This is a genomic window from Streptomyces sp. NPDC054841, from assembly GCF_053611045.1.
Genome location: NZ_JBSGZO010000646.1, coordinates 1 through 3879, shown reverse-complemented (window position 1 = coordinate 3879; position 3879 = coordinate 1). Strand labels below are relative to the sequence as shown.

Here is a 3879-nt window from a genome sequence, read left to right as displayed (position 1 = left end):
GGCCCCGACGCACCGATCATCACCACCGACGCCCGCCACCGCGCCGACGCCAAGAGCGCCCTCATCACCCTCGTCGAACACGCACTCATGGCCCGTCTCAAGTAGTGGTGGTCGTACGGCAGTTGTCGTATACCCGGGTAAGGCGGACCGTGTCCCTTTGACACGGTCCGCCTCCGTGTTCATAACGTTTCGACAGAGAATTGACCGGGCTCGGACACCCGATGCATTCGGCTGGTACCACTGCGCTCACATATGCCCCGCAATTTGACTGGACTCGCTCTTTATGCCCGTTATATCTGCGGCTTGGAGCACTCGGAACGGCCGATTGCCACTGTTTGGAACCGACCGGCCTGGCGTGCTGAAATCAACGAACTCGTGAGTAGTACGGCCCTGAACAATAAACGGCACAACGTAGGTGCCGACGCCGAGAGGTTGTTGGTCGAGTGAGGCGAAGCAAGACGAGCTCCGCAGAGCAGCAGGCGCGGGGCAACTTCACCCCGCCCCCGCGTGCAGCGGCATCGCCTGCGGATGTACAGCCCGTGGCGCCGCCCCCCACCACTGGCAGCTCCAGCAAGCTGTCCCCCCGCAACTGGCGCGTGCCCACCAGGCTGAACGCGATCCTCCTCATACCCGTGCTGGTCGGCCTCGTCATGGGCGGCTTCCAGGTCAAGGGATCGATCGACACCTGGAACGAGGCACAGGACGCCGAGAAGACGGCGCTCATCGTGCGCGCCGCCTCGGAGTACGGCCAGGCCCTGCTCAACGAGCGCGACCTCACCGCCCAGCCGCTCCTGGAGGGCAAGGGCGCGAACAACGAGGTCGTCAAGGGAGCCCGCGCGACGACCGACGCCGCGAAGCTGAAGTTCGACGAGGCCGTCAGGAACATGCCGGAGAAGCAGGGCCTCGAGCGCCGCCTCCAGCTCTTCCGCGCGGAGGAGCCGAAGCTCGAGGGACTCCGCAAGGCCGCCTACACCCCCCTGCTCGAGACCGCGCAGAAGTCCAGGGGCAACCCCAACGACCCCGAAGACGACACGCCCGGACCGGTCGGCACGCAGGAGGGCTACACGCTCGTCCAGCACTCGCTGATGGAGTTCTCCAACGAGCTCGGGCTCGGCACCGGCAACGTCACGAGCTTCGGCCGCATGGTGTACGCGATCCAGCTCGCCAAGGCCGCCGAATCGCTGCAGCGCTCCATCGGCATGGAGCTGCTCGTCAAGCCGAACAGCAAGAAGTCCATCAAGGCCGGTCAGACGATCGCCTTCTCCTCGTACGCCTACCTCGAGGGCATCGCCCTCGCCGAGTACGTCTCCGGTGGTACTGCGGAGGACACCGCGAAGCTGCAGAGCGTCATGCGCCGCAAGTCGGAGGACGGCGCCAAGAAGCTCGCCGCCGCCGAGGCGCAGGCCGCCGCCGCCAATGTGCCGTTCAAGGCCCCGCCGAACGCGAACGGCTCCGTCTACGACGGCATGGTCGGCGAGATCAGCAAGGGCGGCGACCCCGAGGAGCTCGCCCAGGAAGGCGTGACGCCGCAGGTCTGGATGGCCGCCGCCACCGCGAAGTTCGAGGGCTACAGCGAGGTCGAGAAGGACCTCGTCGACAAGTCCGTGGCCGAGGCCGCGCGGATCTCCGACGACGCCAAGACCGACGCCATCGTCAACGGTCTGATCGTCATCATCGCCCTGCTCACCGCGTTCATCCTGGCCGGCATGGTGGCCCGCCAGATGAGCCGCTCGATGCGCCAGCTGCGCACCGCCGCCTTCGGCATCGCCGAGCAGCGCCTGCCGATGCTGGTCGACCAGCTGTCCCGTACCGAGCCGGGCCGTGTCGACACCCGCGTCCAGCCGATCCCGATCGACACCCAGGACGAGATCGGCGAGGTCGCCCGCGCCTTCGACCAGGTCCACCGCGAGGCCGTCCGGCTCGCGGCCGAGCAGGCCATGCTGCGGGGCAACGTCAACGCGATCTTCACCAACCTCTCGCGCCGCAACCAGTCGCTGATCGAGGGCCAGCTGACCCTGATCACCGACCTGGAGAACAACGAGGCCGACCCGGACCAGCTGGAGAACCTCTTCAAGCTGGACCACCTCGCGACCCGTATGCGCCGCAACGGCGAGAACCTCCTCGTTCTCGCCGGCGAGGAGCCCGGCCGCCGCTGGAACCAGCCGGTTCCGCTGGTGGACGTGCTGCGCGCCGCCTCGTCCGAGGTGGAGTCGTACGAGCGCATCGAGCTCACCGGCGTCCCGGAGTCCGAGATCCACGGCCAGGCCGTGACCGACCTCGTGCACCTCCTCGCCGAGCTGCTGGAGAACGCCACGACGTTCTCCTCACCGCAGACCAAGGTTCGCGTCACCGCAACCAGGCTCCCTGACGGTCGGGTCATGATCGAGATCCACGACAAGGGCATCGGCCTGACCGCCGAGGACTTCGCGGACATCAACCACAAGCTGGCCAACCCGCCGACGGTGGACGCTGCGGTCTCGCAGCGCATGGGCCTCTTCGTGGTCGGCCGCCTCGCCGACCGGCACGGCATCCGCGTCCAGCTGCGCCCCTCGGGCGAGCAGGCCGGTACGACGTCGCTGGTCATGCTCCCGGATGCGATCACCCACGGTGGCGGCGGCGAGGCGCTCCCGGAGGACGACTTCACCGTCTCCCAGATCATCCCGCAGCAGCAGCAGCTGCAGCAGCAGGCCTTCGAGCCCGCTCCGATGCGTACCGCGGCGGAGCTCGGCTTCGACGACTCCCGCTACGAGCAGGCTCCGGGCGACGAGCGCCAGCTGGACCCGGTCAACCGCTCGCTGATGCGCGAGGGGCGCCGTGCGGCGCTGGAGGCGCAGGCCCACGGCGGCGACCGCCCGCTGTTCCGCGACGAGGCCCAGCAGGGCTACGGCGAGCAGGACGGCTATGCCGGGGAGCAGTACGAGCAGGGCTACGCGGCGCAGGAGCCGCAGGCCGCGTACGAGCAGAACGGCTACGACCAGAACGGCTACGACCAGAGCGGCTATGCCCAGAGCGGCTTCGAGCGGGGCGGTTACGACCGTGACGGCCTCGAGGGCAACGGCTACGACCGCACTGGTGAGTTCCAGGTTTCCGGCGGTTACCCCGAGCCTTCGGGGCAGACCTATGCGGAGGCTGGTTACGACGCTCCGCAGAACTCGCAGCCGCAGTACGACGACCAGTTCGCCCCCCAGTCCCACCAGGGAGAGTGGGCGGATCAGGGCGCGTACCAGGGTGCGTACGAACCGGAGTACCGGACGGATGCGGAATCTGCTCCCGGCGGTCCCACGAACGCCCCCGAGCGCGTAGGCTTCGACCGTCCGGGTCCGGCCTCGAACACCAGCCACCTGACCGACGCCGGTCTGCCGCGCCGCGGCAGCAGCCAGCAGGGCCGGCAGGGGCAGCAGTCCGGGAGCACCAACACCGGACAGGCAGGACAGGCCAGGCAGGCCCCCCAGGCACCGCAGGGCGGGCAGACGGAGAGGGACGGCTCCGGCGACTGGCGCTCGAAGAACGACGAGCGCTGGCAGCGGGCCGAGAAGCTCCGCGAGCCCAAGGCAGGCGGAGTCACCCCGTCCGGCCTTCCCCGGCGGGTCCCCAAGGCCAACCTGGTCGAGGGCACGGCGGAGCAGACCCCGCAGGCCGGCCCCCAGGTTTCCCGCGCCCCTGAAGACGTGCGTGGCAGGTTGAGCAACCTGCGACGCGGTGTCCAGAAGGGACGCAGCGCGGGAGCGGACACGAACGGATCGGGCTTCGGCCCGGGCAGTACCTACAACCAGGAGCGTTAGTGTGAGCCCGATGAGCCAGGCGGCGCAGAATCTGAACTGGTTGATCACCAACTTCGTGGACAACACCCCTGGGGTGTCCCACACCGTGGTGGTCTCC

General features: G+C 68.6%; 1 protein-coding gene and 2 pseudogenes. All 3 read left to right on the top strand.

The window, feature by feature from the left end; all coding sequences use genetic code 11:
* Positions 1–105 (top strand): annotated as a pseudogene (locus ACWGI8_RS41070) (ATP-binding protein); the annotation flags it as partial.
* 338 nt (positions 106–443) lie between these two features.
* Positions 444–3782, top strand: coding sequence for a nitrate- and nitrite sensing domain-containing protein (locus tag ACWGI8_RS41065; protein WP_453668555.1), 3339 nt, complete (start codon positions 444–446; stop codon positions 3780–3782).
* Positions 3700–3879: pseudogene (locus ACWGI8_RS41060) on the top strand (hypothetical protein); the annotation flags it as partial. The gene ACWGI8_RS41065 and the pseudogene ACWGI8_RS41060, both read left to right, overlap by 83 nt.